Below are 25,745 nucleotides of genomic sequence, written 5' to 3' on the forward strand. Positions count from 1 at the left end.
TTTAATGTATGGACTTTTATATTTTTTGTATTTAATATCGTTAATGCTCTTCCTCATTTTCTCCTAAAGGAACATCTTGCATCACAAAATCTTCTTCTTGACCTGGTTTACTATAATCGTAAGGCCATCTATGAACTTCTGGAATAGGACCATCCCAGTTACCATGTACATGATCTATTGGTGTTGTCCACTCTAGTGTTGTAGATTTCCAAGGATTTTTAGATGCTCTAGGTCCTCTAAACGCACTCCAGAAGAAGTTAAAGAAGAATACTAATTGTCCTAAAACTCCTACAATGGCAAACACACTAATAATTGTATTTAAATCTAAGAAGTGATCAAACATTGGGAATGCTGTATTTTCATAGTATCTACGAGGCATTCCTCCTTCACCTAGGAAATGCATTGGTAAGAACACTCCATATCCACAAACAATAGTGATCCAGAAGTGAATATAACCTAATTTCTTATTCATCATTTTACCATACATTTTAGGGAACCAATGATAGATACCTGCAAACATTGCAAGAATAGCTGACATTCCCATAACGATATGGAAGTGACCAACCACAAAGTAAGTATCGTGTTGACTGATATCTAATGCTGAATCTGCTAAGATAATCCCTGTGATACCACCAGTAATAAATGTTGATACCATTCCTACAGAAAAGACCATAGCAGGTGTTAGGATGATATTACCTTTCCATAATGTTGTTAAATAGTTAAATACTTTAACAGCAGATGGAATAGCAATTAATAATGTTGTAAATGTAAATACCCCTCCTAAGAATGGGTTCATTCCCGTAACGAACATGTGGTGTCCCCATACGATAAATGATAAGAATCCAATAGCTAAGATTGAACCAATCATTGCTCTATATCCAAAAATTGGTTTTCTTGCGTTTGTCGCTACTACCTCTGATGAAATTCCTAGTGCAGGTAATAATACGATATATACCTCAGGGTGACCTAAGAACCAGAATAAGTGTTCATATAATATTGGACTACCTCCTGTTTGGTCTAAAGCTCCTGATGATAATGTAATATCACTTAAGTAAAAGCTTGTTCCTCCCATTCTATCCATGATTAATAGAACTGCAGCTGACAATAAAACTGGGAATGATAATAAACCAATAATAGCTGTAACAAAGAACGCCCATATTGTTAAAGGCAATCTTGTCATTTTCATTCCTTTAGTTCTTAAATTTAGAACTGTAACAATATAGTTAATACCTCCTAATAAAGAAGAGGCAATAAATATAGCCATAGAGAATAACCACAATGTCATTCCTAGACCACTACCAGACTGAGCTTCTTCTAGCGCACTTAAAGGAGGATAAATTGTCCACCCTGCCATTGCTGGTCCAGTTTCTATGAATAATGAGAAGGTCATGATTATACTTGATAAAAAGAATAACCAAAATGAGATCATATTCAACAAACCTGAAGCCATATCTCTTGCTCCAATTTGCAATGGAATTAATAAATTTGAGAATGTACCAGACAATCCACCTGTTAGTACAAAGAATACCATGATTGTACCATGCATAGTAACTAAACCTAAGTACATGTTACTATCCAATACTCCATCTGGCGCCCAATCTGAACCTAAAATAGCTTCTAGTATTGGGAACTTTGTATCTGGCCAACCTAATTTTAACCTAAATAACCCTGATAATCCAATACCTATGATTCCCATTATTATAGCGGTAACTAAGTATTGTTTACCAATCATTTTATGATCCATCGTAAAGATATACTTTGATAAAAAGCTTTCTTTTTCGTGATGGTGATGTGCATGTTCGTGATTTGCAGACATATTCTTCTTCTTTCTTTTTCTTTACTTCTTTATTAACAAAATTACTTCGCTTCAGCTACTGATTGAGATCCCCAATATTTTGGAGTTTTTCCGTCGATTTGCTTTTGAGATTCAATCCAAGCTTTAAACTCTTCTTCTGTCTCAACAATAACTTTCATTTGCATATTATAGTGGCTTGCTCCACATATTTTGTTACACATTAAAACAAAATCAAACTCAACTTCTTCTTCTGGCTCACCAATTTTTCTCATTCGCTCATTGTGAAATTCGTTGATCTTTTTATAGTGTTCTTTGGTAAACTCATCAGCTCTTACTTCTAATGTTGTTTTATTAGGTGTAAATGTAAAGTTAGTTATCATCCCAGGAACACAGTTCATTTGTGCTCTAAAGTGTGGGAACCAAGCACTGTGAATGATATCTTTTGATCTAAATTGGAAAGTATAAGTTTCTCCTTTGATAAGGTGTAACTCTTTTGTAAGGACATCATTATTTGCCATTTCGAAAACACCTGGCTCAATTCCTTTATCGATTCCTCCTTTGATTCTATATTTTTGACGTTTTAAGCTTTCTAGCTTATTGGTCATTTCCTTAATCTTAGCATCAGGTAAAAGGTACTCATCACCTACCTTATTTTCTGCTAATTTTGTTTCTAACCCTTCGATCTTTTTATCTAAATAAGCATAAGATCCTTCGATTCCTTCTTTAGAGATAACTCCTAGAGGATTATCATTAGTAATCAATTTATAATCAGCTCTTCCTAATTTATTGTCTTCTCCAGCATATCTTGCTGTCCAACCAAATTGTTGTGCATAAATTTCGATTACTGTACCTTTTTGTTCAGGATTCATTACTGAATTCCAAGTTTTCAATCCAAAAATGATGATTACTGCCAAAGCCATTGATGGGAATACAGTCCAAATCATTTCTAATTTATTACTGTGTGCAAAATATAATGCTCTTCTATTTGGATTATACAGATACATTCTTACAAAAACAAACAACAAAGTATTTGTAATAAAGAACACTGGTAAAATAATCCACCAGTTTAAGGTTAATAATGAATCTATTTCTTGACCGTGAACAGAAGCAGCTTCTCCCATTCCCCCGTCTCCATATACAAACATCATCCAAATGATAGATCCAAAGAAAGCTACCATAAACAGAATAAATAAGTTTGCATTTAATGCATTTTCTCCTTTTGTAACTGTTTCTTCAACACCACCACCTTTGACTTTAGATGCTAATTCGTAAACTCTTACAATTTGTACTACAGCGATAGCAACTATTGCTATGACTAAAAATATTAATAACTTTTCCATTTTTTATTACCTCTTTGTACGCTTAGTTATTTTTATTTATTAAACTTTTTTTCAGTAATACAGCTTGCTGTCTTACGTTTTTCAACTCTAGTATTGCTATTGAAGCAACACAAAATAATAAACCGCTTAAAATAATCATAATTTTAAAATTCGTGGTGTTTACTTTCCTCTAAGAATGGGTGATTCTTTTGTACTAATGAAGCATTCCCCATTGATTTCAATACAGTGAATAAGAATCCTCCTAAGAATAATGCAAACATTCCAACATCTAACAATCCAAATGACCACTCATCGTGAAGAGTACCAGGCATAACCATCATAAATACATCAAACCAGTGTCCAACGAAGATGATCGATCCAATCACTACAATGAATCCCCAAGATCTCTTTACATCTCTTGCCATTAAGAATACCATTGGTAAAACAAAGTTTAATCCAAACATTGTGAAGTATAGGTATTTGTACTCCATGATTCTTTCCCAATAGTAAATAGTTTCTTCACCGATATTTGAATACCAGATTAACATGAATTGAGAGAACCATAAATAACTCCATAAGAAACTTAAAGCAAACATCCATTTTGCTAAATCGTGAATATGTGATTGTTTAACAAACTCTAAATATCCTAAACTCTTTAAGTACCCAGTAATCATTAAAACCATAATGATTCCTGACAACCAAATTCCTGAGAATGTATACCATCCAAATAGTGTACTATACCAGTGAATATCAATTGACATGATAAAATCCCAAGACATTGTTGAAGAGAAAACAGCAAAGAAAACTAAGAATAATGCTGCTCTTCTAAACATAGTAAAGTGTAGCACTGTACCTCCTTCTTCGTCTTCTCTCATCGACATTTTTCTAAACCATTTCATGAAATAGATAAATATCCCAAAATACGCGACAACTCTAATCCAGAAGAAAATTTGGTTAAAGTAACCTGACTTTCTCCAAATTAAGTGATCAGCTTTTACGTTTTCTGGGTCCATCCATGAATAAATATCGTGTAAGCCCATTGCTCCAGTAGCAAAAACAATAACTAAAACAATAATACCAATTGGTAATGCTTGAGATACCCCTTCAAATACTCTTAATAATACAACTCCCCATCCAGACTCAGTTGCATAATGCAATGCTAAATAAAATAGAGCTCCTAATGCTATACCAAAGAAGAAGAATCCATTGATTAAAAGGTTTGACCAAAATCTTCTGAATTTAGAATCAGAAAAAGCAATAGTCCCAGATTCACACAATTCAACGATTGTTTGAGCTGCATCTTCGTGATGACCACCGTGAGCTTCATGACCTTCGGCATGCTTAATATGCACACTCCACAAGAAAGTTGGACTTGCATGATGACTTCCGTGAGCTTCATGTTCATCTCCATGCTCAGCATGTTCTCCATGTCCATCGTGATCTGCGTGTGCATCATGACTCTCTCCATGATGATCTGCATGTCCGTGTCCAGCATCGTGAATATCTAACTGATATCCTTTAGCCTCCATTGTTGCAACCAAATCGGTTTTTAATGCATCAATTTTAGCTTGTTCTGCATTTCCCCAATATTCGATATTCACCGAATGTTCGTCTATTTTCTCAGCAAAAACATATTCTTTTTGTGAGAAAAATCCAATAATCATTAAAACTAAACCAACAATAGCTAGTCCTAGCGTTACTTTTTTTGCTTTATCAGAAATTTGATATTCCATTGCGTATAATTATTCTTTATTAACTTCTTTTTTTTCGAACTAAATTAATCTAGTCTTATTTCTTAATGACCTGCACCTGGTTCAACAACAGCTACTGAATCCATTACGACAGCAGTTGAATCTGAAACTGGTTTTAATTCGTTTAATTTAAAATCTCCTCCATGTTGTAAGGTTCTTACATACATAGCAACTTTCCATCTTTCCTCTTTATTTAATTGAGAGGCATGTGGTCCCATTGCTCCTTTACCATAAGTAATGACATGAAATATTTTTCCTAGAGGTCTATCTTTATAGGCTCCATCATAAGGACTCGGTGGGTTGAACCCTCCTACTTCTACAACACCTCCATCTCCTTGTCCTTTCATTCCATGACAATGTTGACACATGATGTTATATAGACGCTTTCCTTCTTTAACATTTCCATCCACATCTTCTAAGAAAACAGCTGGAATATTATTGTTTGCTGCTGCTTCATAACCTTCAGGAGTATTCTCATAACCGTAAGGCATTAATATAGCCGCTTTTTCTGGATTAGCAGTAAATGGAATTGTTCCTTCAGCAGGAGTTCTTGCAGAAATTGTATTTTTTCTAACTTGAGCTTCTTCACTGTATTCATCATCCTTAACTAAACCATAATCTACGTATGCTTCAATTGCTTGAGAACGATACATATCTGGGACATATTCATATCCTGGGCTATCTTCGCTTTTTATACAAGACGAAAGCATTAGCGCTCCTCCTATTGTAAAAATCGATATATATTTTAAATTAATTTTCATTTTCTTTAATATTAAAAGCCAGATCAAAAATTATTTAATTACTTTTTCTTCTAGCTCAACAATAGGTGTTGATTTAACAATTGCATTTAACTCATCCATTGAAAACTGCGTATTTTCTTCTGGTCTTATTTCAACCACAAAACGATCATCAGTAGTTCTTGGATCTGGATTTCTTGATGGCATTCCTGGTAAAATTCCATTTCTCAAGAAGTAAACAAATGCCATTCCATGAGCTGCACAAAGTACAGTAAATTCAAACATAATCGGAACAAATGATGGCATGTTACCTAAGAAATCGAAATTAGGTTTACCTCCGATATTAATTCCTCCCCAATCAACAATCATCATATATCTGATTGTAAGCATAGCTAGTGTTAATCCAGTAATTCCGAACATAAAAGAAACAATACCTAAACGTGTTTCTTTTACCCCTATAATAGGATCAATACCGTGTATTGGAAATGGTGAAAAAACATCTGCGATGTGTACGCCCTTAGCTATCATCTTTTTAGCTGCGTCTTTTGTCACATCATCATCATCGTACATTGCATATATAACTTTATCTGCCATATCCATTAGTTATTTTCGTTCGTGTTATTAGTTGATTCAGCGTCATTAGCTTCTTCAGCATGGTGATCATCGTGACCATGTCCATCATAATACCCTGCTCCGTTTCCGAAACCTTCTTTAAAGTTTTGACCTGATGATTTTAAGATTGTCTTTAACTCAGCAATAGGCATTACTGGGAAATATCTAGCAAACAATAGGTATAATACAAAGAATAATCCCATTGTCCCTACATAGACTCCTATATCTACCCAAGTAGGGTGGAAATATGACCAAGCTGATGGTAAATAATCTCTATGGATTGAAGTTACAATAATTACAAAACGTTCGAACCACATCCCGATATTCACCACAATCGATAAAATAAATGTAAAAGTTAAACTTGTTCTTAATTTTTTGAACCAGAAGAACTGAGGAGATAACACGTTACAAGTCATCATTGCCCAATAAGACCACCAATATGGTCCTGTTGCTCTGTTCAAGAATGCATAAGCTTCATATTCTACTCCTGAATACCATGAGATAAATAGCTCTGTAATATAAGCTACCCCTACTATAGATCCTGTAACCATGATTACGATATTCATGTACTCTATATGTTTGGTATGTAAGTAAGCTTCTAATTTAAATGCTTTTCTTAAGATAAGCATTAATGTTTGTACCATTGCAAACCCTGAGAATACCGCTCCAGAAACGAAGTAAGGAGGGAAAATTGTTGTATGCCAACCAGGAATAACTGATGTAGCAAAGTCAAAAGATACAATAGAGTGTACTGAGAATACTAATGGTGTTGCTAAACCAGCTAATACTAAGGATACTAATTCGAAACGGTTCCATGCTTTTGCATTTCCACTCCATCCAAAGCTCAATACACCGTAAGCTCTTTTAGCCACTGGACTAGTAACTCTATCTCTAATCGTTGCGAAATCTGGAATTAATCCGATATACCAGAATACTAAACCTACAGAGAAGTAGGTAGAGATCGCAAATACATCCCATAATAATGGTGAATTAAAGTTTACCCATAAAGATCCAAATTGATTTGGTAATGGGAACACCCAATAACCTACCCAAAGACGTCCCATGTGAATTAATGGAAAAAGTCCTGCCATCATTACGGCAAAGATTGTCATCGCCTCAGCAGCTCTGTTAATCGCCATTCTCCATTTCTGTCTAAACAGTAATAGTACAGCAGAGATCAGTGTTCCAGCGTGACCGATACCTACCCACCATACGAAGTTGGTAATATCCCAAGCCCATTCAACGGTCTTGTTTAGTCCCCATACACCAATACCTGTTCCTAAAAGGTATACGATACATCCTACTCCCCACAATCCGAAGATTGCAGATATTGTAATTAAAATATACCATCCTTTTGGCGCCTTACTCTCAATTGGACGAATAATATCATCCGTAATGTCTCTGTAAGACTTGTCTCCCAAAATAAGGGGAATCCTAATGTCTGATTCTTTGTGCATCTAAATTATCTTTTTAATTGCAATTACTATATTAATGACCGTGACTTTCATGTCCCTCATCTGCATGTGTTGCTTCCGCATGATGAGCTACAGTCTCTTCTACATTATTTACTTTAACCTGATACCAAACGTTTGGTTTAATACCTACTTCTTCTAAAGCTTGGTATGCTCTGTCGCCTTCAGTTTTTGCTCTAACAGCAGACTCTTCATTGTTCCAATCTCCAAAAGTAATACAATCACTTGGACAAGCATCACCACAAGCAGGCATCACATCTCCATCTACAAGGATTCTACCTTCTTTTTTGGCATTTAATTTACCTTCTTGGATTCTTTGAACACAGAATGAACATTTTTCCATTACCCCTCTTGAACGAACAACTACATCTGGATTTAATACCATTCTTGCTGTAGCATCATGCGTTGGGTTAACTTTATCAAACTTCTTATAATCTCTATAGTTAAACCAGTTGAATCGTCTTACTTTGTAAGGACAGTTATTTCCACAATAACGTGTTCCAATACATCTGTTGTAAGCCATCATATTTAACCCCTCGTTACTATGTGTTGTAGCTGCCACTGGACAAACTGTCTCACATGGAGCATGGTTACAGTGTTGGCACATCATTGGCATGAAAACAACTGAAGGATTTTCTTCAGGAATCTCCATTAATCCATAGTCAAAATCGTTGGTTAAAGGATCTAAGTCATAGGCTTTGTTCTTTTCTTCTTCAGCTGAAGAGAAATACCTATCCATTCTTAACCAGTGCATATCTCTTGCTCTTCTGATTTCGTCTTTCCCAACAACAGGAACATTATTTTCAGAGTGACAAGCTACGATACAAACACCACATCCATTACATGAAGTTAAGTCAATAGACATCCCCCATCTGTGACCTACATGCTCTACTGGATGTTCATCCCATAAAGACATTTCATTAGGGTTTACATGTTCACTATGTCCTTTACGGTGAATATGTAATTCATGAATATGATTATAATCGTGTTTACTTCCATTAATGAACGTATCTAATGTCGTTTCTTTAACAATAGAATCTCTTCCCATCACCGTGTGATGTGTTTGAGTACATGCCATGTAGTAACGTTCTCCTACAGACAAATCGAAAGTAGCTGGAGCATTGTATGTTAATTCTCCATTTACAAAACTTGTGAATGGGTATGCATTCCCTCCAATTGGTGTTTTCTTACCATTTTCGTCCAACAAATATTCACCTGTTTGGTCTAAAGTAACTTGGTAAGCTGCTTTTCCAATTTGTTCTTCATTTGCTCCACGACCATATCCTAAAGCGATACCTATTGTACCTACTTTTTGACCTGGTGTTGGAACTACTGGTAATTTAAGTTTATGATCTCCAACTGTAACAGTTGCAACATAAGCTTTATCTTCTTGTCCTAAATGAACTCCATCCCATTGAGATTTTGCAGTTCCGTTTAATCCAAACTTAACGTAACAATCTGCTGGAGCCATTGTAATATAGTTATCCCAAGTTACCTTTGTCATTGCATCAGGTAACTCTTGTAACCATGGGTTAGCAGCATATTGTCCTTCTCCCATCTCAACTTTTTGATACATTACCACCTCTAATTCTGGTGCTTTAGCAACAATATCTTTTATCGTTTTTGCAGCTGAAGAAGTTGTATCATTAAATGAAACGGCTGTTGCTGGGATTAATGAGCTTTCTGCTGACCCATTATGTACTGCCCAGTTCCAGTATTCATCAAAAGTTAAATATTTTGTTTGTTGTGAGAAACCATATTTATTCCATGCCTCTCTCATATAGTTATAGAAAGCTTTACTTTCTCTATCAGCTCTTTCTGCTTTCCCCGCCCATACTAGCAACGTATCTTGCATTTGGCGTGTATCATACATTGGTCTGATAATTGGCTGTTGGATTGAATACTCTCCCATTTTAGGATTTAAATCATTCCATGCCTCTAAATAATTATGTGTTGGTGCGTTGTACGTACACAATGCTCCTGTTTCATCTTTATATTCTGAGAAAGAAACTGTTAATCCTATTTTAGCCATACCTTCAGCAAATTTCTGACCGTTAGGTAAAGTATAAACAGGATTTACTCCATACATTAACAAAGCATCAACTTTTCCAGCCTCTACTTCTTTTACAAGCGCTTCAACTTTAGCATCATCAGCTTGTTTAACGTTCAATGGATTATCTAAATCAATTGTCTTTCCATAGTTACCCAATGCACTATTAATTGCATTAACAATAACTTGAATTGCTTTATTATTTGCACCTGCTACAACGATAGATTCTCCTTTCGCTGCTTTTAAGTCTTTTCCTATTTTCTTAGCAACAGCTGCTATATTTTCTGGAATAGCAACTCCTAAATCTTTTCCTGTTACTTCTTTCAAAATTGCTGCAGCAACCACTCCTTCTTCTGATGGTTTGATTGGAGTTCTAACGTCAGCATTTGCTCCAGTTAAACTAAATACCGCATCAAAATGATAGTGCTTAGACATCCAACCACTTTCTGGTTTTCTTGTTTCAGCAAAATCAACATTAAATTTTGTTGGCATTAACCAGTTTGCTAAGAAATCTGCATCAATACCTACAACAACTTTTGCTTTAGAAAAATCATAATCTGGAATTACATTTTTCCCAAACGACTCGTTATTGGCTTTTCTTAATGCTGAATATGAAACCGCATCATACTGAACATGTTTCACATCTGCATTACCGTTAGAAGTCATTGCAGGTGTTCCATCTTCGTTTAAAACTGGCATTCCCGCTTCATCAAGAACAGGTGTTTCACCACCTCCTAAAGAAGCAATAAAATCTCCAACAACTAACTGCGTTGAAGGGCTGATGATTGAATTTGTCAACAACCTTACTTTACCTCCTTTACTCGCTATTGCTTTCAATTTTGCTCCAACTTCCTTATCCAAGTCAGCCCAAGTAATTTCAGCATCTCCTTTATAAGCTCCTTTTAGACGTTCCCCATTATATAAATTAAGAACAGAAGCTGCAACTCTAGGTGTTAATCCACCTTTTGTTAATCCAAAACTTTTGTTTCCTTTAACCCAAATTGGACGTCCTTCTCTAGCTTTTACTAAAACATTAGCAAAATCATTCCCATCATAGAATGTACTTGCGTACCAATTCGCTACACCAGGAGTAATATCTTCTGGTTTGTTAACGTAAGGAATAGACTTAATAACAGGTGCCTCACATGAAGCTAATGTTGCAGCAGCAACACCAAAACCTAAAAACTTCAAGAAATCTCTTCTACCCGTTTTAAATTCAGAAGCTCCTTCGTCTCCAATAAACTCACCTACAGGCAAATCTTCTTTGAATTCTTTCTGGCTCTTTTCAATAAACTCAGGTGTTTGATGTTTCTCATCTAACCCTTTCCAGTATGTTTTATTCATACTCATGTTTTTTGATTCTTTACGTAATAATTAATAATGACACTTAGCACATTCCCATCCTCCAAGCTCTCTCACAGTAACTTTCTCGTCCTCTAATATTCTTCTCATTGCATCTGGACGATTCTTTAATCTATTATGAACTTCTTCATAATAATCACTTTTCGTCAAATCAACAGTCTTTTCATTATGACATTCGATACACCATCCCATTGTTAAGATTGGTTTTTCCAAAGGAATAATTTTATCATCAGTTTTTGCCAACTCATTGATTTCTTCATTAGTTGAAACTCTACCCAACGTGTAAGTTTTAACATCTCCGTGACATTGACGACAATCGATATTCCCTGTATTAGCATTTACGTGCTGAGCATGACTAAAGAACACATGATCAGGCATATTGTGGGCTTTATTCCAAACTATTGGAGTTCCCTCAATCACATTCCCATACTCATCGTAGTTATAATCGCTTTTCTCAGGATCATAACCTGCAGCAGCATATAGTTTAGCAATTTCTTTTGTTCCTGTTTCTGTACCCTCTGGCACCATTCTATGACAGTTCATACAAACATTGGTCGTTGGAATTCCAGCATGCTTAGACTTTTCAGCTGAATTATGACAATACTTACAGTCAATCCCCATATCTCCAGCATGCAACTTATGCGAATATTTCACAGGTTGAGATGGTTGGTAATCAGAAATAACATTTACTTCGTACCCACGAGCAAATAACTCTACACCAGCTGTTATTGCTACCACTAAAAACAACAACAATGCAAACAACCAGTTTCTGTATATCCAAGAATTAACTCGATCCTTAGTGCTATCGTAAGTAACAACTTCTTCTCCTTTTCTTTCAGCAACAGCTACAGAAAGCAACCTCTTCACAGACAATGCAGCATATGCTACAACACCTGCTACCAATAACGAAACAATCAACCACAACACATAATTTGTAGTTGGCTCTTTCACGGCAACCTCACCACCTGTATCTTTCTTCTTTACAGGAGCCACATAAGCATCAGCATAATCTAAAATAGCATCCACTTGCTCTTTGGTAACTGACTGTGGAGTCATCTGAGACTTACTAAAATTGATTACTTCAGCTGCTCTTTTCGACTTACCACTTTCAGCCAAACCAACAGGGTCAGCTATCCATTCATAAATCATTTCTCCTTCGCCAGCCTCTTCCCAAAGTGCTCTCGCACCTTGCAACTTTGGTCCAGTTGAATTCTTATCTAACTTATGACAAGCAGCACAATTTGCTTTAAACAAAGCGGCACCATCTTCAGCAGCGAAACCACTTGGAACAGCAGCAAATATTGCTAAAGTTACTCCAAGAGTTTTAATTTTATTTCTCCAATTAATCTTCATGCTTTTACCTTTAAGGTCGATTTTTAAGCTTTTTTAACATCCGCAAAAGTAACACTTGCCTCTTTATTTCACAGCGTTTTGTCATAAAATTGTCTACAAATTCACTATTTTAGAATTATTCTAAATAACATAAATAAAAATATAATTCGCCTACCACAATTATTCCTCGACAAAAAGCAGAATACTTCTACATTTAAAAACTGGAACAATTTTTATGGTTTATATTATTCTTTTATATTACTTTGTAAAACCAAACCGTATTAAACCAATGAAATTACTTAATTTAATCTTGTTATTTTCCTTAACTTTTAGTGCATATAGTCAAGAAAAACAAAACTGGAGACTCTATCCAGGCAAGGAAGAAATAAGCAACAAAAACACTTCTCACAAGATAGATTCAACTAAAAAAACACTTGATTTTAACCAACCTGAAGGAACTGTAACGATACACCAGACTAGAGAAATTGATTCACTAACCAATAAAATTAGTAGAACGCCGTACATTTTAGGGTATACTGTCCAACTTGAAGTCAGTCAGCAAACCTCAAAAATAAGAGATGCGCGCTATAAGCTTCTGAAAATACAACCTAACGCACCTATAGAAGAAAAATACCTCGCTCCTAACACCTACCTTTATGGAGGTGCATTTTACACAAGAACTGACGCTTATGAATTTAAAAACGAAATAAAGAATTATTTTCCTAATGCTATCGTTATAGCTAAAAAAATGAATCTTCCCCCGTTAGAAAAAACAAAATAAAATGAAAATAATTGTAACTGGAGGTGCCGGATTTATTGGCTCTCATACCGTTGTTGAACTCATTGAAAGAGGACATACCCCTATTATTGTTGATGACTTTAGAAACTCAAAGAAATTCATCATTGAAAAAATTGAAAAGATCACTCAACAATCAATAAAGACTTATGAAATTGACTGTTGTAACCTACAGCTATTAGCCGATGTTTTTATCAATGAAAAACCTGATGGAATTATCCATTTTGCTGCATACAAAGCTGTTGGTGAATCTGTCAACGAACCCCTTAAATACTACAACAACAACCTCAATTCCTTAACCAACATCTTGGAATTGATGAAAAAACATCATGTAAAAAACATCGTTTTTTCCTCTTCTTGTACTGTATATGGAACTGCTGATAAAATTCCAGTTACAGAACAAACCCCCAGAAAAACTGCTGAATCTCCCTATGGAAACACCAAACAAATTGGAGAAGACATTTTAACTGATTTCTTTAAAAGCGAAAACGATAAAAATGTAACGATTCTCAGATACTTTAACCCAATTGGGGCTCATCCTAGTGGACTAATTGGAGAACTTCCTATTGGCACTCCCAACAACTTAGTTCCTTATATCACCCAAACAGCCGCTGGTATTCGAGAAGAACTAAGTGTATTTGGAGATGACTACCCTACTAAAGATGGCACTTGTATCAGAGATTATATCCATGTGGTGGATTTAGCTACTGCACATATCTACGCTATCGAGAAAATCGCAAAACAAAACAAACAACTAGACATCTATAATGTTGGAGTAGGAATAGGAACAACTGTATTAGAAGTTGTCGAAACTTTTGAAGATGTGACTCAAAAGAAACTTAACTACACAATTGGAAATAGACGCCCTGGAGATGTCGTTGAGATTTATTCTGACAACACCAAAATTGTAAAAGAACTAAACTGGACACCCAAGTATACACTACGTGACGCCCTTAAAGATGCTTGGAATTGGCAAAAGAAAATGCAAAATGATTAAAAAAAGGGCCTTACTAACATATTCATTTATATGCTTTTTAATTGGACTAAATTATGCTCAAGGGAGGATAATCGACCAAGTTAAAATAAGAGCTGATGATGCTGACAAAGAACGATTTGATAGAGTTGCAATCGATCTAAAAACAGATCACTGGCTCGAAACTCCTTCTGGTATAGAATCTGAACTATACTCAATAGGAATCTCAGCCTACTTGTACAAAGACATTCCTCTTTCCAAAAAAAGTAATTTTTCAATTGCCTATGGTATTGGACTTTCTTCTGACAACATCCATCACAACGGAACTTTTATTACTTCAACTAATACCCCAAACAACAATAGCTTCACTGAGCTTACTCCTTATAATGGTTTAAAGTATCGTATTAACAAGATTACCTTAAACTATATCGAAATACCTTTTGAGCTAAGGTTTAGAACGATGAACAAAAGTCTTGAAGAAAGAAGAAGGTTCAACTTTAGACTTTACCCAGGTTTTAAAGCTGGTTATTTAATGGGAAATCACACGAAATTCGTATCGGATCAAAGCAAAATAAAAGTCTACCGTACACCCAACACACTTTTCTATAGATATGGTCCAACTTTAAGGATTGGATTTAATAAGATTTCTTTTATTGCTTTCTATTCATTAACGGGGATTTTTGAAGAGGGTAAAGGCAGTGAATTAAACACTTTTTCTGTGGGAGTTTCATGGCTTAGATTCTAATTTCTTAAAAAAAAGAACTGCATTTTCGATTGTATCGCTCAATTTCCTAAACTCAATTCCTGTTTCTTGAACTAAAAGACTTGAATCGTATTGCATTTTCAAAAAAGCAGCTGCGGTATTCTCTTTTGTTATTCTCGGCTTCCTTTTCAACAACTTCGCTACGACCGACTCTAACCTACAAGCTACTGACAACACTAAAGCATTCACTTTCAATTTAGGTGCCCTAACATCAAAAGCTATAGCTATTTGATCAAACAGGTGCTTAAACGAAATATTATGTGAAACACAAACATACCGTTTACTTCTATGCTTTAACTCTAACAACCCAACCACTGAATCGACTACATCCCTAACATCTATAACACCATTTACTCCTGAAGTGTAAAACATCAAGCCATCTTTTACCGTTTTAAAAATTGCCGTACTACTATTATTAATATTTCCAGGACCAAGTATCACTCCTGGATTAATAACCAAAACATCTAAACCATTTTCTCTAGCCGCTAACACTAGCTCTTCTGACTGCGTCTTAGACCTAGCATAATCACTCCATGAACGTCCACCTTCTACCTCTCCATCTTCTACAAAAAAACCTTTAAGATTCTTATTTCTAATTGTTGCTACCGAACTTATAAAAACCAATTGTTCAACCTGAGAACCACTAATTGCTTTTAAGACATTTTTAGTACCTTGAACATTTACCTGATACAACTCTTGGACATCTTCTTTTTCAAAACTTACCAATGCTGCTGAATGAACAACTAAATCAACGTTTTTCACAATAGACTGAAGCAGCTTTAGATCTGTCACATCACCTCTCACCCATTTTACCTTAGCAAAACAAGCTAATTTACCATAATACCTAAATAACTCCTCCACCAATACTCTACCTTCCTCTGAGCGATATAAAGCGATTACCTCCTCATATTCTTGAGAAAACTGAATCAAAAAATGACTTCCCAACAATCCTGAAGCACCTGTTACAAAAACCTTAGATTTCATCTTCTATAGCTTTAAATTCAAACCCTTTTTCACTTAACTGCTTCAACACTTCAGGAAGTGCCTCTAGCATCACGCTTGCACATTTTTCACTATCATGTAAAACTACAATAGAACCAGCACTGACGTGATTAACTATGTTTGAAACTAACTTCTGAACAGTCATCGATTTTAAATAATCTTCTGGGATTACATCCCACAAAACCACGCGATAGTTCTTTTTCAAAAACCTATACTGACTCCACCTCATCTTTCCATAAGGAGGTCGAAACAACTTAGAAGCTATCTTTTCAGAAGCTTTTTCTACATCTTCAAAATAGACTTGATTGATTGAACGCCATCCTTTCAAATGTTGCTGGGTATGATTACCCACAGTATGGCCAGCATCTACTATTTTCTGATACACAGCTGGATATTGCTCTACCCTATTACCCAAACAAAAAAAAGTAGCTTTTGCATTATACGATGCTAAAATTGACAGCACGTCTTCAGTAACTTTGGGTGTTGGACCATCATCAAATGTAAAATAAACCACCTGATCGGTTGTATCTACTTTCCACAACACTGACGGAAAGAACACACGAACTATTTTAGGAATCCTAATCATACCAACTTAAAAAGCACAAAGCTAAACCATAAAAAAAACGTCTACTGTATACAGTAGACGTTTCATTTATTTATTGATTTCTTAAACCATCTAACCAAACAGCTCTGATCAAATTCACTGGGAATCGCTGCGGATCTGAATAAAGGTTTTGATACTTTCCTGAAGTAGCATTAAACAACTGCTTCGCTTCTATAAAGACCTCTTTATAATTCGTTCCTTCTAATATTCCCATCTCAGCAAATCCTACCAACGACTCATCTGGCTTAAACATTTCACTCTGTCCTAAACCTTCTAGTGAAGCCTCTCTTAAAACCTCTAGGTTATTCATTGCTTTTCCATATTCATGCCTCACATCTGGGAAGAATATATCTCTATCAAGAGATAGGTAATAAGCTACTTCACCCAGTTCTAGTTCTACTAACTTCTTGGCTAAAGCATCTCCTTTCTCTTTTGCTCCAGCCTGGTAATAACTTGCACATAAACGTACACAGATATCATCAGCAGGCACTTGGTTATTGTCTATCGGCATCTCTTCAAACACTTTATCCAAAATTGCCACAGCCTTTTCTTTTTCTCCTTGGGCTATTAAATCATTAACCAAGAACATCATTTGTACACGGATTCCATAAACCATTCTCATTGTATAATAATCTACATAGACTCCTTTCCCTTTCATGTTCCCCCATTTGAATCCATTTTCTGAATCCATCATCAACTCATACATTTTATCAGAATTTGTTCCTCCGTTGGCACCATGTCTGATTGGAGTTAATTTATAGGTCAACCCTTCACTTTGCATGTAAGGTTTTAATCCAGAGTTAGCCTGCATTCCTGCCAAACTAGCAAAATATATTGGACGATCCCATTTATAGTTTGCCAACATATCTAACACTGCTAGATCTGCTTTATAAAGCATCTGTGAATTAATTCTCCATCTGATAGTGTCTACTGCTTTTGCTCTGTCTTCTTCTCTTAAAATCCCATTTGCAATAGCTGCATCTTTGTCTACTGTAATGTAGATATTTTTGTAAACTGTATAGCTTTCATCTTGACAAGAAAAATCATAGTGCTTTTTATGCGAATCGTCTAAGATATAAGCCATTGCTTCCTTAGCTGAAACCCATTTATCACTTGCTTTTTCGGCATCTACCACAACGTAATCTCTTGTTCCCGATCTATAACTAAATTCTTTCATTTTGATTGGAAGCGGCTTTGATTCATAAGCTTGTCTCTTCATCTGATTGATATGCCAATCAGTACTCAACAGACTCATATTTGCAACACGAACATCTGTTCTCACTCCTTCAACCTCTTGAATGTACCACAATGGGAATGTATCATTATCTCCATTTGTAAATAGGATTGCTCCTCCATTTTCGTTTTTATCACATGAAGCTAAATAATTATATGCTAAATCTCTAGCTGTAGTTCTATTTGAACGATCGTGATCGTCCCAGTTTTCTGCAGCCATGAGCACTGGGATCACTAATGTTAAAATAGTAACCAACCCTGCATGCATGGTTCGATTAGCACTTGCTTTTCCAATCAACATCATTAACCCAAATAATGCTCCTCCAACTACAGCAACATAAATAGCTGAGTTAAAGTCTGTAATAATTGCTAGCATAAGAACTGTTCCTGCGACACCAACATAAACAACAGGATTCACCTCTTTAAATTTAGCTACAACAGCGGCTTTAAATAAAGCATACACTCCAACGCCAGCCCAAATTGCAAAAGCATAAAACGAAGCTGCAAAGGCGTAATCTCTTTCCCTTGGTTCATTTGGCTTTTGGTTTAGATACATTACAATTGCTATTCCTGTTAACAAAAACAACAATAATACTGTAAACCAATCTTTTGGTGCTTTAATTAAGTGATATACAAAACCTATCAAACACAATATTAATGGTAACATGTAATACACATTTCTTCCTTTGTTATCTTTTAGGTAAACAGGCAAATTATCTTGACTTCCTATTCTTGGCTCATCAATAAAACTTACACCACTAATCCAATTCCCCTCTAAAAATTGCGAATTTCCAGTTATACCATTTCCTTGTATATCAGTTTGACGCCCAGAAAAGTTCCACATAAAATACCTCCAGTACATCCATCCCAACTGATACTTAAACATATAATTAATGTTTTCTCCCATGGTTGGCATATAAATCCCTTCAGACTCTAATTTTAATGCATCTTGAAATCTGTTTTGACTTCTCAACATATCTCTTACCTGTTCCTTGTTATAACGCCCATCATAAGGCATTGGTTTATCTTGATTCCCCTCATAATCAGACCAAGCAATATATTTACTTCCATATCCTTGGCGGTACATACGTGGGAAAATCGTTGTATACTCAGGATCATACTTTTTATCACCTGCTTTCCCCTCATAAGTATCGATATACTTAGTTTCCACTTCATCGTTAAATTGAATCTGAACCTTTAGTCCTGCTTTTGCAATTGCTGCATTTACCTCGGCTACCTCAGCTAAGAAAGCATCTTTCTCCCACAGATTCATAAATGAATACTCTCTTTCAGGCAAAGAGAAATTAACTAAGTGCGCTTTTCCTTTTACACTACTAAAATTCATGTTAACTCCTAAAAGATAAAGTTCTCCCTTTAGTTTTATGGCGTCTTGTTTTGACATTTGCTTATTTAAAGAGATACTCTTAATTGCATAAGCTTTCATAAAATTACTTTTAGGAGCTTTTAACTTATCTGCATCACAACTTCCATAAGTTGGTGAATGCCAATACTGCCCTTTCAACAATGGCCAAGCTCCATATTGATCACGATTCAAATAAGAAACCAATGAAGCTAATGACTCTGGATTATTTTCATCTAATGGTGTATTTGCTGCAGACCTTACAGGGATCATAACAAACGAAGAATAACCAATCAGCAATACTGCTAAAGACAAGATAATGGTATTCAACAATGTTTTTCCTGCTTTTGCTGTTGCGTATAGCCCATATCCTAATCCTAGTACTACTATGATCACAAAAATATAAAACCCTGTATTGAAAGGCATCCCTAATGAATTGACAAATAAACGCTCAAACCAATCTGCAATACTTACAGATTTTGGGATCAAAACCGATTGTACAAAGCCTAAAGTTACAATAGACACGACACCTGTTATAACAAATGCTAACGGTTCTACTTTCTTATATTTCTTGAAATAAATAACAAATCCGATAGCTGGTATTGCCAATAAGTTCAACAGATGGACTCCTATAGACAATCCTACCATATAAGCAATAAAAACAATCCAACGATCTGGATTTCCTCTAAAACCTGTACCTTCAGCTACAGCTGCATCAAATTTATCGACTTCGACTTCCCATTTTAGAATCGCCCAAAACACAATTGCTGTAAACAGTGAAGACATTGCATACACCTCTCCTTCTACTGCTGAGAACCAAAAAGAATCAGAGAAAGTATAAACTAGACTTCCTACAAATCCTGCTCCCATTATTGCGAAGATGTTGGCTTTATTCAACTCTTCCGAACCACTTACCACCATTTTCTTAACAAGCATGGTAATTGTCCAAAACATAAACAAAATGGTAAATGAACTTGATAAAGCTGACATTGCATTCACCATCATTGCCGCATTCTCAGGGCTTGCAAATGCAGAGAACAGTCTTCCCATCATCATCCAAAAAGGTGCTCCCGGAGGGTGACCTACTTCCAGTTTATTAGCAGTTGTAATATATTCTCCACAATCCCACAAACTTGTGGTTTCTTCCATTGTCATCAAATAAACCGCTGTTGCAATTAAAAAAACAAACCAACCTGTGAGGTTATTAATTTTCTTATAGTTCATCATTTTTATAAATGTTTTAAAGTGACGCGAATTTAATAAAATAAATAGGTTAACCAATCCATTTATTGGTTTCCTGCGTTTTTTTATGATTTTTTTGTAAGTCACTCCTCTTTTTAAATCAATTCATAATCAATGATTTATATTTTTTTTTAATTTTTTCTGCATTTTTATTTGGAACTTAACGAAAATACTTTCTATATTTGCCACCGCAATTGTCCCATGGTGTAACTGGCAACACGTCTGTTTTTGGTACAGAAGAGTCTAGGTTCGAGCCCTAGTGGGACAACGGATAAACCCTGTTAATCATTTGATTGACAGGGTTTTTTGTTTATTTGTTGTCTGGTATGTTGTCTGCTTTGTCACCAAGGTTCAAGTACAAAGTAACGGAATCCCCATTTTATAAGACTCATTAGTCAAGTCCAAGGTCTTTTATTCGTTGTTCTAGCTCTGCTCTCTCTTTTTCAAGTTTCTTTTTTTGAAAGTTCATTACCAAATCTAACCATCCCATTTCCTCAGCTATCATCATTCTTTGGCAGATGCTCAGTTCTTCCTCTTTTTCATGATAAGATTCATACCTCTCTCTATCGAATAGAAACTCAAAATCATCATTAATATCCATACTCTATATATCAATTTACTTGGCTACCCATATCGGTTCAAACTGTAGTTCTCGGTTTCTCTTCTTAACTAGTTCATTGAATTCCTTCTTGCCTTGATGGTCAAAATGAATCTGGTCGTGCATCGTATAGTTGGCATACAACATATCTTCTGAAATACCTTGTACATAATCACTTTCTAAAGTTGCAAGGGTCTCATAAAGAGACCCCTTCTTGTCTCGATATAGGGAGGTGTCTATACCATACCTCACAAAGAATAATTCATTGATTCCATTGTATTTCCGAGCTTCAAAATTCTGGCTGTTCATCCACTCTCGGATTGTCTCTTTTTTGTATTTGCTATATAATCTACCTTCTTTTATATCCTTGTAAAGCTCTTTACTTTTGCATAGAACTGCTAACCAAAACGGATGAGATGACTTAATATCATAATTCTCCATCCAATTACCGTTTTGAGGAGTCACAATATTTCTAAACTCAATACCACTTCTACTTAGAGAATTATGTTTTCTTCCATTGCTTTCAATATGTTTTATTTTAAACCCTTCATCATTCATCTTCATTAACATAAAGTAGTTCTGTAAAAACCTACGTGGCTTTATGTCACTTCCTTTTGATAGAGTCATCAAATCTTGAATCTCGAATGTGAATTCAGAGTTGTAGTTCCTCTTAAAATCCCCTCGATATTCAAACTCTACTTCTTCATTTTGAAATAATTGCTTTCCGGGCATCAATTCTAACGTGAATTGTTCACCTGTAAACACTTTCTCAGAAATAGGTTGACTTCTTCTTGTTTTAACCAGAATACCAAGCTCTATAAGGTCACGCTTAATTACATTCAGTAGGTTAATATCAACACAGTCATAATCATGGTATTCATTTAAGAACTTTGTGCGAATTCGTTTTTTGAACTTCTTCTTGTAGTCTCTATAATGAAACTTGAAATCAAATTTTTCTAAGTAGCCAAAATTGGTTCCGTGTTGACTTGCTCTTTTAATACCATGCTCATTAGTCAATCCAACATCTGAGGAGTACAATCTGAGTAATTCTTCAAAGACGAGCAGGTAGTATTCAAAATGCTTGTCGAATACTTTTGGGTGATAATTCTTTTTTAGGTGGTTTTCAATTAGTCTGTTTACATTCTTAACGGTTAACATATTAAATCAATTTCTTTTGACTTATATATTAAGCGGGGCACGTTTTGTTTTAGGAAAACAATTAAAATTTTGCCAAGAATTAATGGAAAGGGAGAAAAAATAGATGAGAGAGAGATTACTAATCCATTTGTTTTATTAGTATCTCCTTGAAGGGCACGTTTTTTTAGTAATTGATATTACAAATCTGTGTTAAATCAACATCTAGAGCTTTGGCTATTATTGCTAATTTTTGAATGCTCACCGAGACATCAGCTCTTTCGATTCTTGAAACATATTGCCTGTCACTACCAATCAGGTCGCCTAATTGTTGCTGAGTAATACCTTTTTCTTTCCTAAAATGCGCCACTCGAAGTCCAACCTGAACAGGAACTTCTTTCTTGATTTTTTCTATTTCTTTTTTTGACAGCACAGACATACACAAAAGTCTGAGCTATCTACCTGAATGCTGTAACCGTATATTACTGCATTTGATATTTTTTTCGTATCTTCCATGATTTACTTATCAAGTATTAGTTGATATAAACATGGAAGAATTCTACAATGAAGACACACTATTAATACCCGCAGCGAAGCTATCAGTGCGCTCTAAAACAGTAAATGCAGCACGAATACGTGAAGAGTTTTCGGTTGGTGGTAGACGTGCGAATAGGTTACTGGAAAGATTAGTTGAAATGGGAATTCTCAAAGAAGAGGAAGACTTTCTGTATAAATCGAGCATATCATCCGCATTTATACTTGGGAAATACTTTAAATCGAATCAGAATGAAATTGACGAATTCCTAGATGTACTTGAAAAAGGCAATTTGAAAGAAATGAACCCGCATGACCATGGATTAGACTATGAGTTCGATTATGTATTTGAGCGTTCATGCGAAATACCGTTCAAAGGTTCAATTCTGAGTTATTATCTAATCAAGAAGTGCTACTGGCGAAGAAAGCCACGCCTGAATGTCATGATTCACTTGCTTGAAAATGGTTCCGAGGTCAATCAGATAATCGACTTATCTGGCGATGGGTCTTACTTGATTGAGTACTTGTTAGACCTAATAAAAAAAGCACAAAATATCGAAAGTAAAAAGTCAGCATTTGAGGTGCTACAGCAATACATTTTTGCTACGAAGGGTGCTGGTAAATATGACGAAACAATAGAAGAATACGAAGACAGATTAATGTTAAACGCTAAAAATTAAAGTAATGGCAAAAGTTAAAGTGACGTTAGATAACGCAACGGGAAAAGATATCAATTTCAAGTACAATTTGGGAAGTACGTATGTGAATGCAGGAAAGTCCAAAGAGGCTACCATTGAAGCTGGAAATGTACAGGCTACGTATCAAGGTAAAAAGATATGGGAAGGACATGTAAGCGAGAGTGATAACGGTTCAACTATTGTGATTTCCTAATGAGTAAACCATTCGACAGGTCATACACGATAATTCCAAACTTGTACTACCAAGGCTATTACCCTGGTGGTTCAACCAAGGCAAGGACTTTGGAAAAGCTTCAGAGGATATACGACTGTGGTATAAGACAGATTGTGAATCTAACTGAAGCCGATGAGATTAAGGTTGATGGAACGCCCTTAGAGCAGTATCAGAGTGTCTTAGAAGAATTCAACTCAGACAAAGAAGATAAGTTACTTCATAAGCGATTCCCCATAGAAGATATGAATGTAACGACTGTTGAGCAGATGAAGGACACGCTGGATTTTATTGATGCTTGCATTGAAAAAAAGATTCCTGTTTACGCAGGATGTGTTGGAAATTATGGAAGAGGCGGCACTCTTTTTTGTTGTTGGTTAATACGTCATGGGAAAGCCGACAAGTCCAATGTGTTTGATATTCTTTTAGACTATCGAAAGGAAGATGTGACATGGCGTAGACCATCACCACAACGTGAAGTACAGAGGCAATTTGTATTGAATTGGAAAAAAGGCATGTAATAAATAGATGAGTGAATTAGTAGCACATAATGAAAGATTAAAAACTGAAGTCTTGAAGACTCATGACTTCGATGGTAAATATCGAATTACAATAGAGAAGATTGTCGAAGGTAAATACGAAAATAGATATTTGGTTAAGAGCTATACCAAGACCTTATTAGGCTACAAACTTTCAACATTGACCGCAAGTAATATAGAAACTGACTTTGATGGTAACCGAATAGTAAAAATTGAATTTAAAGCTCACAGGATGTTAAATCAAGCAATTCTCTTTGCCAAGTATATACTAAAAGAACGCTATCAAGTATGGCTCAAAATGCAATGATTATGGAAGACTTTTATCAATACAATCGAGCGTATTATATCAAATTCAAATCTCTTGAATCTGAATCGGATACGTATTTTACGAATTACCTCTTTCCCAACTTTGGCAGAATTCTAGAAGAGTCGGGAAAAGATGCTATTGTAATTGAGGAGGATGAAAACGGTCAAGACACAATGATTGTTTTTCTCGAAGACATCAAACTAAGTGAATTTGTTTCTTTCTGTAAAGAAGAAGATATAATAGACCAGCACGAGGATATAACATATAGATTATTGACTCATGATAATCTTGAAGAAGTAATTCTCAAAATGCTTAGGTCTGATGAATTTGGGAAGCAGTTCCAACAATTCTTCGAAAAGAATGTGACTATGGATTCTATCCTTGATAAAATTTCCAAGAATGGTGAAGATAGTTTGACAGAATATGAAAACAACTTTTTAAAAGATGAAGTAGCTCGAAATAGGACATATAATCTGCATAAGTAAATGAAGTATCAAGAGAAACGAATATATCTAATTCAAATAAGCTCTCATCTAACTGCGAGCTCAGCACGTGTTCTATTCAATTCAAGATTACCACTATGTAGAGAAAAAGTGCTGTTCGAGAAAGGTAAATGGAAACAACTGGCACAGAGCAAGACATCGTATGTTATGATGCTGTGTACAAGTAAACTTCTGTCAGACATAGAAAATATACTTCAGTTCGTTGTCAAAACTTTTGATATCACATCCAACTTGGTAAATGAATCTGAATACGTTCTAGTGCCTAAAGTAATTTCTGATTTTGACTACGTCAGTTTTGAAAAAGCCTATTCTGAATTATATCTTCAAGAGGCTCCAGTTCAGTATGCTCAGAGGATGATTGATGTGCTTGGAGATAATTCGAGATACTTAGACCATCAAGTGGTATTAAATCATAAAAAGAAAAAATAATTTCAAATAAAGGTGGCGAACGATTTAGATACAAGCCTGAGGGCAGCAACGATTCAGATACTGTCCTCTCTTTTATATATATCGCATGTTATTAAATAATGAAATAACCACCATTGTCAAGTCTGTATTAACCAGTGATTTCAGCCTCCAAGATTCACCGGTGACGTTTTATTCTAAAAATGGATTGAACTGGATTAAAATTTCATTGGTTTATCAAAACGATGATACGGAAATTAGATACGCCTATAATGGTTATCTGAATAAAAAAGGACAGTTGACATCCAGAGATTGTCATGCCGAACGACATCGTGTAATTTCAAACCGAATTTCTGAAGGATTAAATGAAAGTGAATTGGGTCAAAAAATAAATGCACACTTCTCTTAAATCC

At 35.4% G+C, this 25,745-nt stretch carries 23 protein-coding genes, 1 tRNA gene and 1 pseudogene; 11 read left to right on the forward strand and 14 right to left on the reverse strand.

The features are described from left to right. Positions 1-40: 40 nt before the first annotated feature. The 8 genes and pseudogenes from N4A35_15075 to N4A35_15110 all read right to left on the reverse strand — a co-directional run bounded on the left by N4A35_15075 (position 41) and on the right by N4A35_15110 (position 12,451). A complete protein-coding gene (locus tag N4A35_15075; protein MCT4582736.1) occupies positions 41-1,816 on the reverse strand; it encodes a cbb3-type cytochrome c oxidase subunit I in 1,776 nt (591 codons plus the stop codon). A gap of 41 nt (positions 1,817-1,857) precedes the next feature. Then, complete coding sequence (locus N4A35_15080) at positions 1,858-3,135, reverse strand: cytochrome c oxidase subunit II (protein ID MCT4582737.1); 1,278 nt, start codon at positions 3,133-3,135, stop codon at positions 1,858-1,860. Between the two features lie 143 nt (positions 3,136-3,278). After that, positions 3,279-4,847 (reverse strand): quinol:cytochrome C oxidoreductase, encoded by a 1,569-nt coding sequence (locus tag N4A35_15085; GenBank protein MCT4582738.1) that lies wholly within the window; start codon positions 4,845-4,847, stop codon positions 3,279-3,281. 62 nt (positions 4,848-4,909) lie between these two features. Further along, entirely contained in the window at positions 4,910-5,626 is a 717-nt protein-coding gene (locus tag N4A35_15090; protein MCT4582739.1) for a cytochrome c, read from the reverse strand. Between the two features lie 30 nt (positions 5,627-5,656). After that, positions 5,657-6,196 carry a DUF3341 domain-containing protein gene (locus N4A35_15095; protein MCT4582740.1) on the reverse strand — a complete coding sequence of 180 codons (540 nt, stop codon included), beginning with the start codon at positions 6,194-6,196 and terminating at the stop codon, positions 5,657-5,659. 113 nt (positions 6,197-6,309) lie between these two features. Continuing rightward, positions 6,310-7,671, reverse strand: a pseudogene (nrfD, locus tag N4A35_15100) (polysulfide reductase NrfD). 31 nt (positions 7,672-7,702) lie between these two features. Further along, positions 7,703-11,080, reverse strand: coding sequence for a TAT-variant-translocated molybdopterin oxidoreductase (locus tag N4A35_15105; protein MCT4582741.1), 3,378 nt, complete (start codon positions 11,078-11,080; stop codon positions 7,703-7,705). A gap of 30 nt (positions 11,081-11,110) precedes the next feature. Further along, the gene (locus N4A35_15110; protein MCT4582742.1) at positions 11,111-12,451 is read right to left on the reverse strand and encodes a c-type cytochrome; all 1,341 of its coding nucleotides are present in this window, start codon (positions 12,449-12,451) and stop codon (positions 11,111-11,113) included. Positions 12,452-12,719: 268 nt separating this feature from the next. Here N4A35_15110 and N4A35_15115 point away from each other — a divergent pair, with 268 nt between their 5' ends. From N4A35_15115 to N4A35_15125, 3 genes are read left to right on the forward strand one after another with little or no spacing between them, the layout of a single operon-like run. Beyond that, positions 12,720-13,211 carry a hypothetical protein gene (locus tag N4A35_15115; GenBank protein MCT4582743.1) on the forward strand — a complete coding sequence of 164 codons (492 nt, stop codon included), beginning with the start codon at positions 12,720-12,722 and terminating at the stop codon, positions 13,209-13,211. A gap of 1 nt (position 13,212) precedes the next feature. Beyond that, the gene (gene galE / locus N4A35_15120; protein MCT4582744.1) at positions 13,213-14,223 is read left to right on the forward strand and encodes a UDP-glucose 4-epimerase GalE; all 1,011 of its coding nucleotides are present in this window, start codon (positions 13,213-13,215) and stop codon (positions 14,221-14,223) included. Further along, positions 14,216-14,944, forward strand: a complete 729-nt coding sequence (locus N4A35_15125) for a PorT family protein (GenBank protein ID MCT4582745.1) — start codon at positions 14,216-14,218, stop codon at positions 14,942-14,944. Before galE ends, N4A35_15125 begins: the two co-directional genes overlap by 8 nt. On the opposite strand, the gene N4A35_15130 is transcribed toward N4A35_15125, so the two are convergent. The 3 genes from N4A35_15130 to N4A35_15140 all read right to left on the reverse strand — a co-directional run bounded on the left by N4A35_15130 (position 14,927) and on the right by N4A35_15140 (position 20,388). After that, positions 14,927-15,946, reverse strand: a complete 1,020-nt coding sequence (locus tag N4A35_15130) for an SDR family NAD(P)-dependent oxidoreductase (GenBank protein ID MCT4582746.1) — start codon at positions 15,944-15,946, stop codon at positions 14,927-14,929. The genes N4A35_15125 and N4A35_15130 overlap by 18 nt on opposite strands. Beyond that, positions 15,936-16,550, reverse strand: a complete 615-nt coding sequence (locus N4A35_15135; GenBank protein MCT4582747.1) for a polysaccharide deacetylase family protein — start codon at positions 16,548-16,550, stop codon at positions 15,936-15,938. The genes N4A35_15130 and N4A35_15135 overlap by 11 nt, the downstream gene beginning before the upstream one ends. A 70-nt stretch (positions 16,551-16,620) precedes the next feature. Next, the gene (locus N4A35_15140) at positions 16,621-20,388 is read right to left on the reverse strand and encodes a DUF2723 domain-containing protein (GenBank protein ID MCT4582748.1); all 3,768 of its coding nucleotides are present in this window, start codon (positions 20,386-20,388) and stop codon (positions 16,621-16,623) included. Between the two features lie 210 nt (positions 20,389-20,598). Here N4A35_15140 and N4A35_15145 point away from each other — a divergent pair. Continuing rightward, a tRNA-Gln gene (locus N4A35_15145) sits at positions 20,599-20,671 on the forward strand. A 123-nt stretch (positions 20,672-20,794) separates the two neighbouring features. Here the strand turns inward: N4A35_15145 and N4A35_15150 are convergent. The 3 genes from N4A35_15150 to N4A35_15160 all read right to left on the reverse strand — a co-directional run bounded on the left by N4A35_15150 (position 20,795) and on the right by N4A35_15160 (position 22,574). Continuing rightward, positions 20,795-21,004, reverse strand: a complete 210-nt coding sequence (locus tag N4A35_15150) for a hypothetical protein (protein MCT4582749.1) — start codon at positions 21,002-21,004, stop codon at positions 20,795-20,797. A 15-nt stretch (positions 21,005-21,019) separates the two neighbouring features. Next, on the reverse strand, positions 21,020-22,159 hold the full coding sequence (locus N4A35_15155) for a hypothetical protein (GenBank protein ID MCT4582750.1): 1,140 nt from the start codon (positions 22,157-22,159) through the stop codon (positions 21,020-21,022). 163 nt (positions 22,160-22,322) lie between these two features. Further along, the gene (locus N4A35_15160; protein ID MCT4582751.1) at positions 22,323-22,574 is read right to left on the reverse strand and encodes a helix-turn-helix domain-containing protein; all 252 of its coding nucleotides are present in this window, start codon (positions 22,572-22,574) and stop codon (positions 22,323-22,325) included. A gap of 109 nt (positions 22,575-22,683) precedes the next feature. On the opposite strand from N4A35_15160, the gene N4A35_15165 reads away from it, so the two are divergent. The 7 genes from N4A35_15165 to N4A35_15195 all read left to right on the forward strand — a co-directional run bounded on the left by N4A35_15165 (position 22,684) and on the right by N4A35_15195 (position 25,741). Further along, positions 22,684-23,349 (forward strand): hypothetical protein, encoded by a 666-nt coding sequence (locus N4A35_15165; protein ID MCT4582752.1) that lies wholly within the window; start codon positions 22,684-22,686, stop codon positions 23,347-23,349. Between the two features lie 19 nt (positions 23,350-23,368). After that, a complete protein-coding gene (locus N4A35_15170; protein MCT4582753.1) occupies positions 23,369-23,560 on the forward strand; it encodes a hypothetical protein in 192 nt (63 codons plus the stop codon). After that, the gene (locus N4A35_15175; GenBank protein MCT4582754.1) at positions 23,560-24,099 is read left to right on the forward strand and encodes a hypothetical protein; all 540 of its coding nucleotides are present in this window, start codon (positions 23,560-23,562) and stop codon (positions 24,097-24,099) included. Before N4A35_15170 ends, N4A35_15175 begins: the two co-directional genes overlap by 1 nt. Positions 24,100-24,106: 7 nt before the next feature. After that, complete coding sequence (locus N4A35_15180) at positions 24,107-24,424, forward strand: hypothetical protein (GenBank protein MCT4582755.1); 318 nt, start codon at positions 24,107-24,109, stop codon at positions 24,422-24,424. After that, positions 24,406-24,909: a hypothetical protein gene (locus tag N4A35_15185; protein ID MCT4582756.1), complete on the forward strand. Its 504-nt coding sequence runs from the start codon at positions 24,406-24,408 to the stop codon at positions 24,907-24,909. The genes N4A35_15180 and N4A35_15185 overlap by 19 nt, the downstream gene beginning before the upstream one ends. 165 nt (positions 24,910-25,074) lie before the next feature. Next, positions 25,075-25,356: a hypothetical protein gene (locus N4A35_15190; protein ID MCT4582757.1), complete on the forward strand. Its 282-nt coding sequence runs from the start codon at positions 25,075-25,077 to the stop codon at positions 25,354-25,356. Positions 25,357-25,540: 184 nt separating this feature from the next. Next, positions 25,541-25,741: a hypothetical protein gene (locus N4A35_15195; GenBank protein ID MCT4582758.1), complete on the forward strand. Its 201-nt coding sequence runs from the start codon at positions 25,541-25,543 to the stop codon at positions 25,739-25,741. Positions 25,742-25,745: the final 4 nt, after the last annotated feature.

This window comes from Flavobacteriales bacterium, from assembly GCA_025210295.1.
Classification (GTDB): Bacteria; Bacteroidota; Bacteroidia; order Flavobacteriales_D; family Parvicellaceae; genus S010-51.